At 52.9% G+C, this 17,050-nt stretch carries 14 protein-coding genes, 1 tRNA gene and 1 pseudogene; 4 read left to right on the top strand and 12 right to left on the bottom strand.

Annotated features, from left to right (window positions below):
- Positions 1-27: 27 nt before the first annotated feature.
- Positions 28-936 (bottom strand): HD domain-containing protein, encoded by a 909-nt coding sequence (locus NT140_03500; GenBank protein ID MCX5830945.1) that lies wholly within the window; start codon positions 934-936, stop codon positions 28-30.
- Between the two features lie 204 nt (positions 937-1,140).
- Positions 1,141-1,216: transfer RNA gene (locus NT140_03495), tRNA-Ala, on the bottom strand.
- A 165-nt stretch (positions 1,217-1,381) separates the two neighbouring features.
- On the opposite strand from NT140_03495, the gene NT140_03490 reads away from it, so the two are divergent.
- From NT140_03490 to NT140_03480, 3 genes are read left to right on the top strand one after another with little or no spacing between them, the layout of a single operon-like run.
- Positions 1,382-2,464 (top strand): type IV pilus twitching motility protein PilT, encoded by a 1,083-nt coding sequence (locus NT140_03490; GenBank protein ID MCX5830944.1) that lies wholly within the window; start codon positions 1,382-1,384, stop codon positions 2,462-2,464.
- 44 nt (positions 2,465-2,508) lie between these two features.
- On the top strand, positions 2,509-3,678 hold the full coding sequence (locus NT140_03485; GenBank protein MCX5830943.1) for a PilT/PilU family type 4a pilus ATPase: 1,170 nt from the start codon (positions 2,509-2,511) through the stop codon (positions 3,676-3,678).
- 12 nt (positions 3,679-3,690) lie between these two features.
- The gene (locus tag NT140_03480; GenBank protein MCX5830942.1) at positions 3,691-4,206 is read left to right on the top strand and encodes a hypothetical protein; all 516 of its coding nucleotides are present in this window, start codon (positions 3,691-3,693) and stop codon (positions 4,204-4,206) included.
- Here NT140_03480 and NT140_03475 read toward each other — a convergent pair.
- Together NT140_03475 and NT140_03470 are read right to left on the bottom strand one after the other, a co-directional pair.
- On the bottom strand, positions 4,169-4,966 hold the full coding sequence (locus tag NT140_03475; GenBank protein ID MCX5830941.1) for a tetratricopeptide repeat protein: 798 nt from the start codon (positions 4,964-4,966) through the stop codon (positions 4,169-4,171). The two genes, NT140_03480 and NT140_03475, sit on opposite strands and share 38 nt — an antisense overlap.
- Positions 4,966-5,169 (bottom strand): hypothetical protein, encoded by a 204-nt coding sequence (locus tag NT140_03470; protein ID MCX5830940.1) that lies wholly within the window; start codon positions 5,167-5,169, stop codon positions 4,966-4,968. Before NT140_03470 ends, NT140_03475 begins: the two co-directional genes overlap by 1 nt.
- Positions 5,170-5,589: 420 nt before the next feature.
- Between NT140_03470 and NT140_03465 the strand changes: the two genes are divergently transcribed.
- The gene (locus NT140_03465) at positions 5,590-6,831 is read left to right on the top strand and encodes a coproporphyrinogen III oxidase family protein (protein ID MCX5830939.1); all 1,242 of its coding nucleotides are present in this window, start codon (positions 5,590-5,592) and stop codon (positions 6,829-6,831) included.
- Between the two features lie 19 nt (positions 6,832-6,850).
- Here the strand turns inward: NT140_03465 and pgi are convergent, their stop codons facing one another.
- The 8 genes and pseudogenes from pgi to NT140_03425 form a co-directional block, all read right to left on the bottom strand.
- Positions 6,851-8,986 carry a glucose-6-phosphate isomerase gene (gene pgi / locus NT140_03460; GenBank protein MCX5830938.1) on the bottom strand — a complete coding sequence of 712 codons (2,136 nt, stop codon included), beginning with the start codon at positions 8,984-8,986 and terminating at the stop codon, positions 6,851-6,853.
- A gap of 39 nt (positions 8,987-9,025) precedes the next feature.
- Positions 9,026-9,490: pseudogene (locus NT140_03455) on the bottom strand (DUF1016 N-terminal domain-containing protein).
- A 15-nt stretch (positions 9,491-9,505) separates the two neighbouring features.
- Complete coding sequence (locus NT140_03450) at positions 9,506-9,691, bottom strand: hypothetical protein (protein ID MCX5830937.1); 186 nt, start codon at positions 9,689-9,691, stop codon at positions 9,506-9,508.
- A gap of 147 nt (positions 9,692-9,838) precedes the next feature.
- On the bottom strand, positions 9,839-13,702 hold the full coding sequence (locus NT140_03445) for a restriction endonuclease subunit S (GenBank protein ID MCX5830936.1): 3,864 nt from the start codon (positions 13,700-13,702) through the stop codon (positions 9,839-9,841).
- A 108-nt stretch (positions 13,703-13,810) separates the two neighbouring features.
- Positions 13,811-14,518 (bottom strand): hypothetical protein, encoded by a 708-nt coding sequence (locus tag NT140_03440; GenBank protein MCX5830935.1) that lies wholly within the window; start codon positions 14,516-14,518, stop codon positions 13,811-13,813.
- The gene (locus tag NT140_03435) at positions 14,515-15,027 is read right to left on the bottom strand and encodes a hypothetical protein (protein MCX5830934.1); all 513 of its coding nucleotides are present in this window, start codon (positions 15,025-15,027) and stop codon (positions 14,515-14,517) included. Before NT140_03435 ends, NT140_03440 begins: the two co-directional genes overlap by 4 nt.
- A gap of 199 nt (positions 15,028-15,226) precedes the next feature.
- On the bottom strand, positions 15,227-15,505 hold the full coding sequence (locus NT140_03430) for a hypothetical protein (GenBank protein MCX5830933.1): 279 nt from the start codon (positions 15,503-15,505) through the stop codon (positions 15,227-15,229).
- 245 nt (positions 15,506-15,750) lie between these two features.
- Positions 15,751-16,524 (bottom strand): ParB/RepB/Spo0J family partition protein, encoded by a 774-nt coding sequence (locus NT140_03425; protein ID MCX5830932.1) that lies wholly within the window; start codon positions 16,522-16,524, stop codon positions 15,751-15,753.
- Between the last annotated feature and the right edge of the window lie 526 nt (positions 16,525-17,050).

Raw genomic sequence — 17,050 nt, 5'->3', positions numbered from 1 at the left:
CCGATATGCTTTTATCCTTCGACAAGCTCAGGATGAGTGGGTGTTACCGTCCGGAAGACGACATGTTCTTTTAGGCTTCGTTTTGCAATCCGGGACGCCGACAAAGGATTGCAGAAATGCAAGATTTCTTTCTATTGATAATGTATAAAGGTCATCGTTGATATCCCAGCGGGCGCGAAAGTGATTTTTCATGAAGCGATTAACGCCGCCCAGCACATCGGTGAACCGCTGTTTGGACATAGCATAGAAACCCGGTGTTCCCCGCATGAGGTCAACGTCCGAAGCAAAGCCCGGAATGCCGCCTTCCTGAAATTCTTGGTACAAAATCGGCAGCTTTTCGACGTAGTAGCGGTCCGACATCTGCCCCAGCAGATCGCCCGTGCCCAGAATAAAACCGAGCAGGCGCGTTTGCTCCGATCGGAAGGCAATAGCTTCGATATTCGTGTTCAGGCCCGTACAGTGGAGAATCTGGGCCATCGCCTCCAAATCAACCTTGATCTGTGCATGGTTCCGGAAATAGGATGATACAAATTCAATGCTGCGCTCAACATGGACGGCCGTAAACTGGGCGCCCGTGCCGCCGGACTCGCTCTGCCGCTGAATATAGCCCGTATCATGCATCAGGGCGGCCAGGATAAGATGGTTGATATCATCAACGCTGAAAGCGGCGCCGGTCGTCGCGGCGCCATGGACCAATCTTACGGAGGCCAGTAAAACGTCCATGGTATGAAAAATATCATGGTAGGCGGTCTTGCAGCCCTGATAGCCGGGAAAGCTGCCGGCAAACAACCGCAGAACATCCTGATAGACGCCGTCGAGAGGTTTGAAGTCAACCTGGGGATTGATCGTCAGGGCAATGTTGCTGACCTCTGCCATGATGGTAGCCGGGTTATTCATATCAATCAATTCGTAAAGATTAGGCATATTTTTCTTCATATTGATCTATCTCCTTGAGCACAACGCCCCGGCAGTTCGAAATCCTCCTTCAGCTTGAAAAGACTCTCCAGGCCAACCTGAATGAGTGGATTATCGTCAACCGACGTTAAACCTTCCGCCCCCCATGGATTTCACCCTTTCCATCAACGTGACCGACCTCAGTTAAACCATTTGCACTTCGTTGTCTGGTGTTGGATCAATGATTGGTGGAGATGAGGGGGATCGAACCCCTGGCCTCGGCATTGCGAACGCCGCGCTCTCCCAGCTGAGCTACATCCCCAACCACAAGACGACAACGAAAGGCTGCTTTGAAGTGGCGGCAGCATACCCGACGCAATGGACCGCTGTCAAGAGATTGTTTGCTTCAGGCGCCACGATGTGATATAAGCCCAAACTACTGCCAGGAAGATACAGATAATTAACTAATAACTCGGGGAGGTAATGTATGGCCAAGATTGACGCGTTCTTTCAATTGATGCATGATCAGGGTGCATCGGACTTGCATCTGGTATCCGGACAGCAACCGGTTATCAGGGTTCGCGGGGAAATGGAAAGGATAAAATACGATGTCCTGGAAAATGATATGCTCAAAGCCATCCTGTACGAGATTACTGCGGAACATAAGATCAAGCAATTTGAGGAAACGGGCGATGTTGATTTTGCCTATGAGATACCGGGTCTGGCCCGTTACCGGGCCAATTTTTTCCAGCAGAAATACGGCGTAGCGGCAGTTTTCCGCGAAATCCCCAGCACTATTCTCACCTGTGAGAATCTCGGTCTTCCCCAGGTGGTCGGCAAGCTGGCCTCCCTGCCCCGCGGTCTGGTGCTGGTTACGGGGCCCACGGGCAGCGGCAAGTCAACAACGCTGGCGGCCATCATCAATGAAGCCAACCGGACCCGCAAAGATCATATCATTACCGTGGAAGACCCCATAGAATTCGTGCATCAAAGCCAAAGTTGCATCGTGAATCACCGGGAAGTGGGCGTGCATACCAAAAGCTTTTCCTCCGCCCTGCGCGGCGCCTTACGAGAGGATCCGGATATCATTCTGGTCGGCGAACTCAGAGATCTCGAGACTATTTCCTTAGCCGTTGAGGCCGCCTCAACGGGCCATCTGGTCTTTGGCACCCTCCACACCACCAGTGCTGCCAAGACCGTTGATCGCATCATCGAAGTGTTCCCGGCAAGCGAACAGATGCAGATCCGCTCCACACTGGCCGATGGCATCAGAGCGGTCGTAGCCCAGGTGCTCTTCAAGAGGATTGACAAGAAGGGGCGGTGCGCCGCCCTGGAAATTCTGATTGCCAACTCGGCCGTGCGCAATCTGATCCGAGAATCAAAGACCTTCCAGATTCCTTCCATGATTCAGACCGGCAAGAAATACGGGATGCAGCTCCTCGATGATTCCATCATGGAGCTCCTGACCAAAGGCTGGATAAGCCCTGACGAAGCCTACAACAAGAGCAATGATAAGACCAAATTCCGGCCATTTTTAAAGACCCCGCCTACCGATTTTACGGAGGTATAGTCAGGGGCAGCTTCGATGGCCGCTTCCCGCAAGGAGGAAAGCTTATGAGAAAACAGGAAATAGATTACATCTTGGGAAAGATGCTCGACGCTTTTAAAAATGTTTCCGATCTGAATATTACGGTCGGCAAGCCCTTCCAGGTGGAGACATCCGGTCAGTTGACGGGGGTGGAACTTGATCCGCCCTTCCCCAAGCTGACCTCTTTTCAAACGGAGATGTTCGCGCTTAATCTCATCAATCAAGACCGCCGCCTGACCGAAATTCTGCTGGCCCAGGGCTCCTGCGATTCTTCCTACGAGTTGCCCGGCAAGGCCCGCTTTCGCGTCAATATCTTCTCGCAGCGCGGCAACTATTCCATCATCCTCAGGAAACTGGAAACGAAAATCCCTACCTGTCAGGAACTGAATCTGCCCGATGCCTTTTATAAGATGGCGGAGGAAAAAAACGGCATTATCCTCGTTACAGGCGCCACGGGCAGCGGCAAATCCACCTCGTTGGCGGGCGTACTGAATGAAATCAATGAGAAGAAGTCCGTGCATATCGTAACCCTGGAGGACCCGGTGGAATACACCCATCCTCATAAGAAGGGCACATTTAACCAGCGGGAAATGGGAGGCGACTTCGATACCTTTGCCAGCGGCCTGCGTGCTGCGCTCCGGCAGGCGCCCAAGGTTATCCTCGTGGGGGAAATGCGGGACCGGGAAACAGTGGAAATCGGCATCAGCGCTGCCGAAACCGGACACCTGGTGGTGAGCACCCTCCATACCGTTGACGCCGGCCAGACCATCAACCGCATCCTCGGCATGTTTAACATCGAAGAAGAACAACAGATGAGAATTCGTCTGGCCGATACGGTACGCTGGATCGTTTGCCAGCGGCTGCTGCCCAAGGAAGGCGGCGGTCGCGTGGCTGCCTTTGAAATTATGGGCACGAATATGCGCGTCAAAGACACCATCCTGCACGGCGAGCAGGAGGGCAAAACATTTTATGAGATCATCCAGGCCGGCAAGGCCTTCGGCATGATAACTTTCGACGATTACATTATCGGACTTTATGAAAAGGGATTGATTTCAGAAGAGACGGCCAAGGCCTATGCTTCCAACAAAGGTGTTGTGGGCAGGGGGATTGACTCCGTCAAGAGCACCAAGGGACAGGCCACCACCGATATCGGCAAGCTCGAGATCGATAGTGGATACGGAAAAAAGCCGAGATAAGGAGAAGCCATCATGGAAGAAGAAAAAAGCCTTATTAATGAAGTAGCCGCAGGTGGATACGATGCCTCGGACAAACCGTTTGATTTTGTGGATACCGATGCCGAAACTGTGCTGATCTGCGAACCGGACGAAAATGTGCGCCAAAAGCTCGTGAACGCCCTGAAGGCAATGGGGTACCAGGCAACGCCCGCGGCCTCGGCCCGGGAGGCCCTGAAGAGCATGCGATTTCATCTGTTCGATATGGTAGTTGTAAACGAAAACTTTGATGCCCCCACGCCGGGTCGCAATGACGTCCTGGCCTACCTGGAAACGCTGGCCATGTCCACACGCCGACAGATTTTCGTGGCCTTGATCAGTGATAAATATCGTACCGGTGACAACATGGCGGCCTTCAACAAGAGCGTGAATGTCGTCATCAACCAGAAAAACATTGACGATGTGGGAACCATCCTCAAGGGGGCGGTAACGGACAATGCCGCCTTTTACCGTGTCATGAAGGAAACGCTTCAGAAAATGGGGCGGATCTGAAGTTGAAGACCACCTTGGCTTCTTGATGATAATGGGCGGCGGCCAGGGTGTTCCCCCACCGGTGGTAAAAAACATCCGCGGAAGCGGGGGTTAAGGCTATAGCTTTTTCGTAGGCAGCCGCGGCTGCTGCGAGTTCACCTTGCTTGATCAGGCAATCGCCCAGACGGCAGTGGTACATTGGGTCAAGTGGTATAATTTTCAGGCACCGGCGTAAGATTTTTTCTTCTCTTCGGTGTTCACCTGTCCGGCTATAGCTTGCCGCCAGGCGGCCATAGAAGGCGCCGGCCGCCTCCGGATCAATTCCGGCGGCGCGGCGGTAAGCTTTTTCCGCCGGAGCAAATTCTCCGGCGGCCAGGTGGACATCCCCCAGCAGACAGTAGATAGCCGCTGAATCGGGCTCCCGGGCAATGATGCGATGACAGATCTCCCGGGACTTTTCGATCAGGCGGGCTTTCAGGCAGGCGGCGCCCAGTTCGCCCAGGAGCAGTGTGTCATCCGGCTGGGCCGCCGCCGCTCTTTCACAGACCGCAACCAGCCGGTCGTACTGCCCGCTTGTCTTATATATCCGCACCAGTTCATCGTAGGCAAAGCCCGTGAAAACTTTTCTGGACAGTTCTTTAGCAAAGAGCTGCTCGAAACATTGGATCGCCTCCTCCGGTCTGCCCGCATCGTGATAGGCCCAGGCCAGTGCCAGCAGCAGGGAATCTTCTTCGGGAGACTCGGCAACTAACTTGCGGTAGACCTCAACATCGGTGCTCATCAGCAGCTACTGCACGAAGAACCGCAACCTCCCGCAGCGTCCATACTGGAGGACAGCTTGAATCCTTCCCCGCGGGGAGTGGTTATGTAATCAATCGCCACGGGTTTCACTTTTTCAAAAAGGGTTTTATTCACTAAGTATTTGACATCCCGGTCGGTGAAGACTGCGTCGTCGTCTTGTGACTCATCCAGAGCCATGCCCAATGTGGGGCCCGATCACCCACCCTCCTGCATCATTACCCGAATGGCAAGGGTAGCTTCCTTGTCCTTCAGATAACCCTTAATCATTTCACTTGCTTTTTCTGATACCTCAAACATCGTTCCTCCTTTTGGCGTTGCGATCACGCCGCGGTTTATTTGCCCCTAAGCTATACATAAACAATATTTTGTCAATATCATTTTAGCAACGACGCAAAAAAAATACCCCGGCCGGAATAAACTTGCTAAAATACCCGGTCTTTGTTAGTTAATGACCTGGTAAAAAGTCGAAAATGCCCCAAAAACGTCATTCCGGTGAACACCGGAATCCAGGGATTTAAGCATATTACAAGCAAGCTGGACACCGGTTTTCACCGGTGTGACGACTTTTTACGGGTTCGTCAGGGTTGGTTGAGGTGTAAGATATTGTTTAATAGTATCATTACCAAAATGGTCCGGCGCGAATTTGCCCGGGTCATGCAATTCGAGGCAGGAGGCCAGAGCGAGATCCTGCCGGGCGATGCCATGCCGCGCCTTCTCTATCTGCACATTCCCTTTTGCGAAAAACTTTGTCCTTACTGTTCCTTTCATCGCCTCGTTTTCCAGGAGGCTTTGGGCCGGAGCTATTTTGCCGCCCTGAGGAAAGAAATCAGGATGTACCAGGCCCGGGGTTACGCCTTTCGCGGTCTCTATGTGGGAGGAGGGACGCCTACGATCATGATCGCAGAGCTGGAGGAGACCATCGCCTGTGCCCGGCAATGCTTCCCACTGCAGGAAATTTCCGTGGAAACCAACCCGAATCATTTAACGGAGCAAAATATTGCCGTGCTGAAAAGGGCCGGAGTCAACCGCCTTTCGGTGGGTATCCAGAGCTTTGATGACGGTCTGCTCAAGGCTATGGACCGTTACGACAAGTACGGCAGCGGCAAGGAGATTGCGGCCCGGTTGAGAAATGCCGGGGGACATTTTGACACCTTGAATGCCGATATGATCTTTAACTTTCCCCGGCAGGATTTACAGGTGCTGAACAGAGACCTGGATACCCTGCTGGATCTGGAAATCGCCCAGATTACCTACTACCCCCTTATGGTCTCCGACTCGACGCGGCAGCAGGTAATCAATACCCTGGGGCGGGTTGATTACGGCAACGAAGAGACGCTTTACCGCCAGATTGAAAAAAGATTGACGCCTGACTACAGTTTTTCTTCGGCCTGGTGCTTTTCGCGGCGAAACACAGCGGCAATCATTGACGAATATATTGTTGATTACGATGAATATGCAGGCCTGGGAAGCGGTTCCATAGGCTATCTACAGGGCGTCTGTTACGCCAATACCTTCGATATCAACCGTTACATCGCTATGCTCGACCGGGGCGAAGCGCCCATCTGGGCCTCCCGCCATTTCACCGTGAAGGACAAGATGCGCTATGATTTCCTCATGAAGCTTTTCGCCACGAAATTGAACCTTACGGACCTGCAGCAGAAATACGCCGGCCGCATATACCGTTACCTCTGGCCGGACATTCTGGCGTTCTTTCTCCTCGGAGGCCTGCGCTATGAGGCTCCTTACCTGCACCTGACGCGTCGCGGCCACTACTTATGGGTCATCATGATGCGGGAGTTTTTTATTGCCGTAAACAACTTCCGCGATTTTTGCCGGAATGGTTAGTAAATTGGTGATTATGGTCTCATTGCTCAGCCTTGTTTCTCAGTAACTTATAGGCATTGATCAGCCCGTTCGTTGAGGCGTCATGGGAGGTTGCACCGGCTTCACCCGTGAGTTCGGAAAGAATATTCCGGGCCAACTGCTTGCCCAGCTCCACCCCCCACTGGTCGAAGCTGAAGATATTCCAGATAACGCCCTGCACAAAAATCTTGTGCTCATACATTGCGATCAAACTGCCCAGGGTGCGCGGGGTAATCTGCTTCACGAGGATGGAGTTGGTGGGCCGGTTGCCCTTAAATACCTTGAAGGGCGCCAGCTCCCGGATCTCCTTGGCGCTCTTGCCCTGGGCCTTTAATTCCGCCGCAACCTCGGCAGAGGTTTTTCCTTGCATCAGCGCCTCACTTTGGGCCAGGAAATTGGCCAGCAAAATCTGGTGCTGATCGCCCGCCGGATTATGACTGATTGCCGGGGCAATAAAATCGCAGGGGATGAGCTTCGTTCCTTGGTGGATAAGCTGATAGAAGGCGTGCTGGCCATTGGTGCCCGGTTCTCCCCAGATGACGGGACCGGTCTGCCAGGAGACGGGCTTGCCGCTGCGGCTCACGCCCTTGCCGTTACTCTCCATGTCTGCCTGCTGGAGGTAGGCGGGGAAGCGGTGCAGATACTGGTCATAGGGCAGGATGGCCTGGGTAGCGGCGCCGAAGAAGTTGTTGTACCAAATGCCCAGCAGCGCCAGGATCACCGGGATGTTTTGGTTGAAAGGTGCTTCCCGGAAATGCCGGTCCATGACCTGCGCGCCGGCAAGCAGCTCCCGAAAATTGGCGAATCCGATGGAACAGGCGATGGAAAGGCCGATTGCCGACCACAGCGAATACCGGCCGCCAACCCAATCCCAGAAGATGAACATATTCTCCGGCGCAATGCCGAATTGCCGCACCGCCGCTTCATTGGTAGATATCGCGACGAAATGCTTTTTGACGAATTCCGCCTGCCCGGCGTGGCTGATAAACCAGTCCCGCGCCCGGTGGGCGTTCGTCATCGTCTCCTGGGTGGTAAAGGTTTTGGAGGCGATCATAAACAAAGTCGTCTCCGGATCAAGGCGCTTTAATGTCTCGGCGATATGTGTCCCGTCCACATTGGAGACGAAATGGGGCCGGATGCCCGGCTGCCAATAGGGCCGCAGCGCTTCCGTCACCATCACGGGCCCCAGGTCGGAGCCGCCGATGCCGATGTTCACGATGTCCGTGATGGGTTTACCCGTATAGCCGCGCCAGACGCCCGAGATTATCTGCGCCGAAAATGCCTCCATCTGGCGCAGCACTTTCTCAATATCGGGCATGACGTCGCGACCGTTCAGATAAATCGGCCGGTCGGCGCCGTTCCGCAGGGCCACATGGAGGACAGCCCGCTTTTCCGTGGCGTTGATCGCATCTCCGGAAAACATCTTCTCAATGGCGTCGGATAATTGGACTTCATCAGCCAGAGAGACGAGCAGGTCCAGCGTTTCCGCAGTCATGATATTCTTGGAATAATCAACGCGGATATCCTCCAGGCGCAGGGTAAACTTGTCAAATCGCGCCCCGTCCTCCCGGAACAGGTCTTTCATCTGCCGGTTTTTCATGACCTTGTAATGCGCCCGCAGTTTTTTCCAGGCCTTAGTCCGGGTGGGATTGGTTTGTTTGAGCATACTATTCTCCCCTAATTGTTCATTTTCATGCAGCACGGAGAAGCGCACCACGGAAGCATCTTTCCTGGCGCACAGGATAATGCCGACCGTGGGATTGTCCTCCGGTCCCCGCTTCAGCTCGTCATACATACGCACATACATGTCCATCTGGCCGATATCCTGGTGGGCCAGATCGGTGGTTTTCAGATCGAAGAGCACGAAGCACTTCAGCATGTAGTTGTAAAAGACCAGGTCAAGGTAAAAATCCTTCGACTCCGTGCTGATTCTCTGTTGACGGGCAACGAAGGCGAACCCCTTGCCCAGTTCCAACAGGAAGGCTTGCAGGTTTTCGATGATGGCCTGTTCCAGCTTCGATTCGAGGAGCTTGCCGGTGTTCGGCAATCCCAGAAACTCCAACATGACCGGATCGCGGACGAATTCCCGTGGGCTTTGTTCCAGGGTGGCGAGGTTGCGGTTTGCTTCCTCACGCACCGGCGGCCGATCCTGACTGGCCAGCAGTCGCTCATAATACAACGTGCCTATCTGGCGTTCCAGCGCCCGGGTGCCCCAGTTTTGAGACGCCGCTTCGGCCATGTACCAATCCCGCGCCCGGCGGTCTTCCAACTGCATTAAAAGTCGGTAGTGGGTCCAACTCAATTCGGAACGCAGTGCGTTCCAAATTGGAAAAGTCTGAAAAAATGCGCGCATGTGCCGGAGATTGCGTTCATCAAATCCCTTTCCAAACTCCGAAGTCAGCCGTTCGGCAAGACGTGACAACAGCTTGGCGCCGTATTTTGCCCGTTCCGCGCCACCCTGTTCAAACTCGACAATATGCCGCCCCATTTCCCAGCAAGTGCGCACCTGAACCACGTCCACCGCCCGGAGCGCCTGCTGCCGGGCCTGCACAATCAAGGTTCGCAATTGATCCAGCAAGCCGTCCAAATTTACCGTGGCCGCCGGCACAACACTTTTTCCGGTTCCGGGATCTTTTTTCATGGATACCTCACGTTTTCAATTCCCTTGATCCGTCCGTTCCTCAATGATATTGCCATCCTTTAGCACGACAACACCTATGCCCGCCTGCCGGGCCAACTCTCGGGCTTTCAAAGCCGCGCGCTTTAATGCGATTTCCGCATTGATCAAATCCGGATCGCGTTTTCTCCCACCGGCGGAGGAATCCGGTTTTTCTGAAATCATTTCATAGCCCCTCTTCGACCCTTCTGGGCTCTCATTGCACGCTTCACGGTTTACCGCGCAGTTGGTATTAGCAGTCCGAAATATCCAGGAAATGTTCGTCCACCGTCAGCACCACATTCGTGGCTGTATCTAATAAGTAATGTTCAATCATAAGTAGCGTTGCATCACCGCCTGTTTTCTGGCAGGCGCGGCTGCCAGGAGATTTTGGGCGGCGGAGATGGTCTGTTCCAGTTTTTCCACCTCGGTAACGAGGCGTTTTTGTTCGGCGAGCGGCGGGACGGGAATTTGTAGCGTTTCGTAAAACGAGGCTGGCACTCTGCGATGGCCACTGGCACCAGTCATAATCTTCGCAGCTTCTGTCCTAATAGATTGACGATTCAGGAGGAGAAATAAATATTTGGGCATTACGTTTGCCGGATTGGCTCTTATCACATGAAATTCCGAGCTTCCCATTCCAAGGCCATTCGTCAGGCCAACGGCAACGGCACATTTTCCATTTTCCATGCAGGGGGTAATCTTTGCCAGGATGATATCGTTTTCCGCAAAGTAGGTGTAGCTTCCTTTCCGCAACTCTTTTAACGGACGGTTAACGGCATTCATAATGAAACCCGATTCGCTGACGGCAGCCATTTCTATAAAGGAAACCTGTATTTCATCATCCACCTGTTTGATCTCGGTTTTTGACGGGTTGATAAGTGAAATATCTGAATCGCCCAACTTCTTTTTTGGGAAACTGCCAAGAATAACTTCGTTGACAGCTATTTCTATTGATAACCGGGATGTGGCGATGTTAGCTTGCGCGGCGATGGCTTCCGCATCCACCGCTTCGCATTCGGCGACGATTTGGTGCTGGATTTCGAGAGACGGGAGGGGGATTTTTACCTCTTCGAATGTCTTGATTGTGATTGCATCAAATTTACTGCCAAACGCTTGAGACTTGAGTTGCTGAATTTCACGCTTCAAGAGGTAGAAGATATAGTCATTCGTAACTTCAGTCTTTGAACGAAGCCCGTAGCACGATTGATTAAACGCCATCGGTACGGCTAATTGTGCAAGAGCGCCAACTGTGCCGCGAGCGGAAATGATAATGTCGCCTGCTTGTAGCAGCTTGGTGCTACTGTTATTCAGTCCTTCAATTGTAATGCTTTTCTCTGCAACATGAACAAACCTAGCGACTGAACTGAAATCCGCCACACTGAGCCAAGGAATATCGCCATCCCAATAGGTGGCATTATTTGTACCCGGAGTGCCGCCGCTAATTATTTCCACGAGATCAGAGAGTTTGCTTAACGGCCATTTACTCTGCACTTCCACAGCCTTCTTAATTGACAGTAGAAACTGTTTCTCAAACGTCAGCCGCGAGAAGTCGAGCATATCAACCAAGCGGGCGGTGCTGGCATAGTCGCTCAATTCTGGCGGTATAACAATATCCGTTCGTGGTGAGCCTGTCGAATCACGTCCTTCGACAAGCTCAGGACGAACGGCATTAAAGTTATCAGTAATACACTGGCTGATCTTGGCCGGATTGTCTCGGTTTGTCTCATCGTAAAGCGGCGTCAGATGGTGGCCGTTCGCATCCCGGATAATCTTGATCCCTTCGTCCCCCTTGGAATCGCTCCAGAAATAACCGAGAAACTGCCGTTGTGCCTTGGTCTCGCCGGGACTTTTGATGATCAGCACCCGGTTGGGCTGCTGGCTGGCGAGGACAAAGTGCAAGAGTTTGTCCCGCTCGATCCCCTGCACAAAGGCCAGGAAACGCTTGTCCAGCTCGGCCTGCTGCTCCGCATGGGGCCTGCCCTTGAATCCCTTCTGCTTCTTCAGGTTGACGATCTCGGTGCTGGCATCGAAGGCCGTGCGGTACTGGATAAAGGTCTCATGGGCCAACAGGGCGGCGTTGGGTGCACCGGTCAGTACGGTTTTGTAATCGTCGGCAGCCACGCCGATGTGGGCGGCGTACTGGTCGATCAGGTGGGCATCCCGGTAAACCGGCTGGTTATCGTCGGTGGCAAACCATTCATTCACCCGTTCGCGGTAATGGTCGGCGGTGTTGGGCGCAGTGGCCTTGCGCCGCAGAAAGAGGGTGACGGTGTTGGTGCCGGTCTTGCCGAAGGTGCCGCTGCCGAAATCGGCTATGGCGATAATATCGAAATACTGCAGCAGAATTTCGCGGGTTCTGGTGTAGATCCTGCCGCCGTTGGAAAGGACGCTGGCGGGCAGGATGATGCCGGCAACCCCGCCCGCTTTGAGCAACTGTTTGGCCCGCTCAATGAAAAAGGTTTCGATGCTGTTGTTGGTATCCAGCTTGTCGATGGCGTCGGTGAGGGTGTAGTTGTTCCGCTCCTCTTCCAGCAGGGTTTCCAGAAAACCGCGCACGCTGAAGGGAGGGTTTGCCACCAGCAGGTCAAAGCTGTTGTCCTGGATCGCGGAAAAGGCGCTGTGCCGATTGATGAGGGCGTCGCCATAGCAAATGTTGATCTCCTGCTGGCCGTACATGAAGGCCGAGACCTTGGCCACCTTGGAGAGGCGGTACTCCTTTTCCATGCCGTAGATGGTGCGGTGATAGTCGGCCATGTCGGCTTGCGTATGTTGCGCCACCAGCGGTTTCAGTTGCAGCGCCAACTCGGTCAGGAAGTGCCCGGCGCCGCAGGCGTAGTCGATCGCCTTGGGTGGGTGGGCACTGCTCTTGACGATGCTCTCCAGCGGCAGACTCATCAGAATAAAGCGGCAGATCGGCATGGGGGTGAAATACTGCCCTTCCGACTGTTTGACTCCCTGATCGAGGAAAAACTCGAACATATCGCCTAGAAACTGATTGTGTCCCGTGTCGCTGGTGAGGCGGATGTCCTGCCACATCTGCAGGATCTTCAGCAACACCTCGGCGTTCTGGTAAAAGAGCTTTTCGTTGTGGACGTCGATGAAGGAAAAATCGTTGTTGGTGAAAAACTTCTGTTCAACAAAAAGTTTCCATACCTCACGTTGCGTTACATCAAGATCCTGCCGAATAAAGCGCATTGCACCAAAAACACGCTCACGATTGATATAGGTGATTTTTTCGCCAAGAAACTTCCCCATACCCGCCTGATAGAGCTGTTGCAGGCGATCCATCAAATCGAAATGGCTGTCGTAGGCCACCCCTTTCCAGACAAACTTGAGGTCGTCCGGGTGCTCCAGTTCGTCCACCAGCTTGCAGAGAAACAGATTCACCAACTTGTCAAAGGCGTTCTCCCGACCGGAGACATTATGCTGGCGCAGGATGGTGGCGAACTCGTGGTATTTCTTCTGCTGGTCGCTGGCGGAAATGCTGTGCAGGTCGGCCAGGGAATACTTGTCCTTGCCGATGTGATACGGCTGGATGTTGTCCTCGAAAATCCCCTTGGTGGTGTAATCCAGCTTGTAGGTATCGCGCCAGACGGCATACTTAGCCTTGGCATCCCCCGGTTCCCTGAACGCCTTGAATGACGGGTTATCCTCAAGATATCTGTCGTTGTCCCTGTAGGCGATGATGTTGCTCTGGTAGGTGATCTCCCCTGCGGCGCAATCGGAGCAGTAGAGGCAGAGGAATTGCGTCTCCGGTATCTGCTGGGCGTAGCTGAAAAGCTGGCCGCCATCCTGCAATGTGTTGCGCCACGCCTTGTCGAACTCCCGCCCCGGCGTCTTGCATTCGATAAGCAGGAGCGGTTTCCCAGCGTTGTCCTTGATCAGGATATCGGCGCGCCCGCCGCTGGCGCCATGCCCCAGCTTCCATTTCGCTTCCAGTTCCATATGTTCGGGTTTGTAGCCCTTTTCCAATAGCCGGTGCACGCACTCGAGAACGACAAAATTTTCCACTTTGGAAAAATTGCACGATTGTCGTTCGTTAACCATAAAGCCGGTAGTTTCAGGATACTGGATCTCCCGGCTGTCCATATCGACGATGAGCATGGCGGTGCCGATCTCTTTCCTGAAGATCGTTTTACTCCTTATAAAGCCGAGATATTCGAGTAATTGAGGAAACGTATCCCGCGTGATCATGATGAAAGTCTCCTTTCGGCGTATCCCGTGCTCTCGGCAGTAGCCCAATTGCTATGCAGTATGGTCATGGAAGCAGAATATCCGCTTGAGGATGTAACGATAAACATATTACCCCTGGATTTCACTTATTTCCTCCAAACGTTCGATGAGCCGGGGCAGCCGTTCCTGGCTTGCCCAGTCAGGGGGCAGATGACCCGGAAGAGCGTCGCGGAATCCTTCCTGGGCCAGAAATCCGCAAAAGGTGTCGGCTAAGAAGGTTTGCAATTCTTCGGAGGAACTCCTGATCTCAGCAATGATTTCGGGGCGGCCATCCAGGACGGTAATTATATCTTCCATATCGTGACTAGCCATATAATCGCCGCCACCGCGCCCCTTGAATGCTTCAATCTTGGTTGCCAGAAAATAGGGGGGTGAAACAAGCTGAATCGTCAGCCCCTTCTCCAACTTAATACTTTCAGCATGCTTGATGGCGGGCAGATACCAGTAGTTGGAGAAGCCAAGAATATCTTCCTGGGTGGGCATGACATCAACTTTTATGCCGTCAACCAGCCACCGGCAAAGTGGCGCCCCTTCTCTGATATCCTGTTTGAACCCTTTGGCCCGGAGCTCTTCTTCAAGATTATAGTACTGCACCCTTGAAGCAACCTCGGCAATGACGTCTACGTCCTGTGTTGCCCTGACTTCCGGCACGGCCGGATCTGTGATGAACAGACCCGTGGCGCACCCGCCGACAAAAACAACCTTCTTTCTCAGATCGCCAAGACACTTGGCGACATGGATAATCAATCGGATATTAATGTCTCTGTTATTGATCATGCCGATCCTAATCGCAATCTTAGTTCCTTGATGGCGATCTCTCTTTCACGGGCTCGCCCGTCGCGGATCGCGTCCACTATGGCCAGCAATTCATAAAGGGCATTGTCCTTTTTGACGGCTTTCGGGACGGACTTGTAGAGCGGCGAGAATTCATGGCCGCGGGTATTGCCTTCCGGGTCCGGCCATACGGGAGGTGGCTCATTCGGTTGAGAAATCACATTCCTCAGAGGAGGGGCGGCATATCCGGTGGGGATGCCTCTGGTCAGGCCGCCATGATCCGGAGGGAAGGCGTATTTGACGCCGTGAATGAGGAATTCTTCGAATGATTTTAGAAGGGGGCGGCTCCTCTGAGCATCCATCAGACGGGCGGTAACGGCGCGCTTTATGCCGGCATGGACCTCTGAGGTGCTCATGGCGAGATCAGCGGCCAGGGATGCATAAGACCACTGGCTTTGGCCCAGCGCGACAATTTTCAAGAGAATAACTATGTCCTGTGGTTTAAGAATCATGGCCGGATTCTATTCGCAATTCGCGAATAGCGCAAGCAATATTTCGTGTATTTATGACATAGACAGCACAAATAAAAAATCCGCCTCGGTGGTCTGATCCCAAAAGGCGTCTAAATCGTGACTATCCCAGAACTCACCGATTTCCCGATAGGATCCCCCCTGCGACAGGGAGCTTTTAGTTCTTTTTTTGATTTTCACTTCATAGCCTATCGTTGCGATTCGTAATTGTTATAAAATACGCGCAAATCCTCGGGTTCAGCGGTTCGTGCTCTGACTTGGACTTGGACTGGTACTGCGGTGTTGTACCAGACTCTGCCAGTGCAGTCCTTTCTTCCCGGTTTAATTCCTTGAGAAATTCCCCGATCCGGCGATTCCAGTAACGGCGTGTCGTACTGCTGCCGGTTTGCAGATCCTCCAGATTAACGGAGCCATCGGGGCCGGGATAGCTGGCGATGATCGGCAGGTGTGCGTTAGTCATTGCTCTCGTTCCACGATGTTAAATGTTGGTGAAATTCATCTTCTTTTTTCGCACTATTTAAAATTATTGATGATCAATAGCACTTATCTATCAGAATATATAAGCTAATAATCTCAGTGTAGAATATTATTGAAAGACAGCGCATTCATCGTTTATATTCCATGTATATTAAGCAGTTATTGTTCTGTTCCTCAAAAACTGCCAGGTTAGATTTTACACCTGCCGGGAAAGGTCTTTTCCTCCGTTCACGCTAATTGCGAGGCCGGTCCCAGCGCCTGCAGGAGAGCGTCAGCTCCCTGTTGCAGGTTGCGGAGACGATCGCTCAGGTCCTGTTTCTCACCATCCGTCCAGTCTTGCCAGGCCAGATTTGCCAGCTCGCCCTGGAGGCTGTCCACGCGATTCATGAGCGCCACGGCTTGGGACACCCGGATTGGTCGGATGGCCGGGTTGTTCAACTTATCCAGAAATTTTGTGAGCTTCGTGCGCATGGCTTGCTCTGTCTTCAATTTGGCGCAATCCATGAGGAAGGTCTTGGGGACGTTCGGATTGCTGCGCACCTGATCGCGCAGATCGGCAGGGAGTTTGTTGATCGAGAGGGTCTGGGAAATAATAGGCTGTGATTTGCCGATCATCTCGCTGAGTTGCGACTGGTTGTAGCCCTGTTCCGTCATGATCGCGTCCAGAGCCTCCGCCTCTTCGACGGGGGTGAGATTCTCGCGCAGGAGGTTTTCCACGAGGGCGATTTCCCGGTGATTCCCCGTGACCAAGATGCCCGGGATAGTCGTAAGACCGGCCGCTCTGCCAGCTTCCACCCGTCGCTCACCGGCAACGATGAATATTGGCGCCCCCGCTTCATCCTGACGGAACAGGATGGGCTGGAGGACGCCATACTTACCGATAGAGGCAGTCAATTCGGCCAGACTGGCCGGATCTATGTATTTCCGCGCCTGGGCCGGGTCCGGCCGCAGGGTGCCGAGGTCGAGTTCATAGATTCTGCCCTTGGTGTAATTATCAGCCATGTTGCTATTCCTCCCGTAATACTTATATGAAAATCACCCCCATCCCCCTTTACCAAAGGGAAGTTAAGGGGGGATTTTCATCCTTCGTTGTGCCCGCCCGAGCATGGGGGTTATCGAGGGCATATTTACGCTGATTAGTTGTAAAGTCAAGCTATTCCATCCTCACCGGATAGGTCCGGCAATTCTTCGGTACGGTCAACCAGATAATCCAGTCGGAAAAAATGGGGGCAGGGGGTAAGTTAGTCAACTAATCAGCAATATCCCCTTTAACTACGCAGATAATCATACAAATATAAAGTTGCAATTTGGGTCATAAAGGGATATCAACGATCACCAGGTGAAAGGCGGCATTATTGGGGGATGATCCGGGGCGTATAGCTTCCTGTACTCAATGACCCGACAGATATCCCCTTTATACTGGACCTCCTTCCGTAATCAACATAAAGACATATTTTGATATCCCTAATTCAAAGGATTGTTTAGAATTGACAAATAGTAAAATATCCCAAAGAAAAATCTGATACCA

Source organism: Deltaproteobacteria bacterium (assembly GCA_026388415.1).
In the GTDB taxonomy this organism is placed as follows: Bacteria; Desulfobacterota; Syntrophia; order Syntrophales; family JACQWR01; genus JAPLJV01.
The sequence above is the reverse complement of the archived record's forward strand: the minus strand, read 5'-3'. Positions and strand labels throughout refer to the sequence as shown.